A 622-nucleotide genomic window follows, 5' to 3' on the forward strand; every position below is an offset into this window, starting at 1 on the left:
TGTATTTGGCAAGTAAAAAATGTATGAAATGGCATTTAAAATTGTATGCCACTTGCCACCCCTAATTATTCATGTAATAAAGATTCTTTGTAACGAAAACTATCTCCAGTAAAAAGCAGTAAATGCGAATGATGAATCAGGCGATCGATGACCGCCTCGGTTAAGATAGGATCACCAAAGACGTGATTCCATTGGCCAAATTGCAGGTTAGTTGTTATGACAATACTTTTATTCTCATAACACATGGATATAACCTGGAATAAAAGCTCTGCACCTTCTTTATGAAGTGGAATATAACCTAATTCGTCTAATACTAATAAATCCAGTTTTTCAATTTGTTTCATCAACTTTGTAAGTGTTCCTTGCTGGTTTGCATCAATTAATTTATTAACTAAAGATGCCACGGTGTAAAATTTAATCCGACTGCCAAACCTATATATGGCATTTAGGCTAATTAACGTTGCCAAATAGGTTTTGCCAGTACCAACACCTCCATACAAAATAAGATTCTCTTTCTCATTGATAAAATCTCCATTTAGGACTGTTGTCCGATCAATTCCTTGAGGAATTTGAATATGCTCCCATTGAAATGATTGATTGCCCGTTTTTGGAAGATGAGCCT

General features: G+C 35.0%; 1 protein-coding gene. It reads right to left on the minus strand.

Annotated features, from left to right (window positions below; genetic code table 11):
* Positions 1 to 65 precede the first annotated feature (65 nt).
* On the minus strand, positions 66 to 622 hold a 557-nt coding region (locus WMZ97_RS21850; protein WP_343274170.1), incomplete at its 5' end, for an ATP-binding protein.

The organism is Lentibacillus songyuanensis (assembly GCF_039548255.1).
Lineage (GTDB): Bacteria > Bacillota > Bacilli > Bacillales > Amphibacillaceae > Lentibacillus_C > Lentibacillus_C songyuanensis.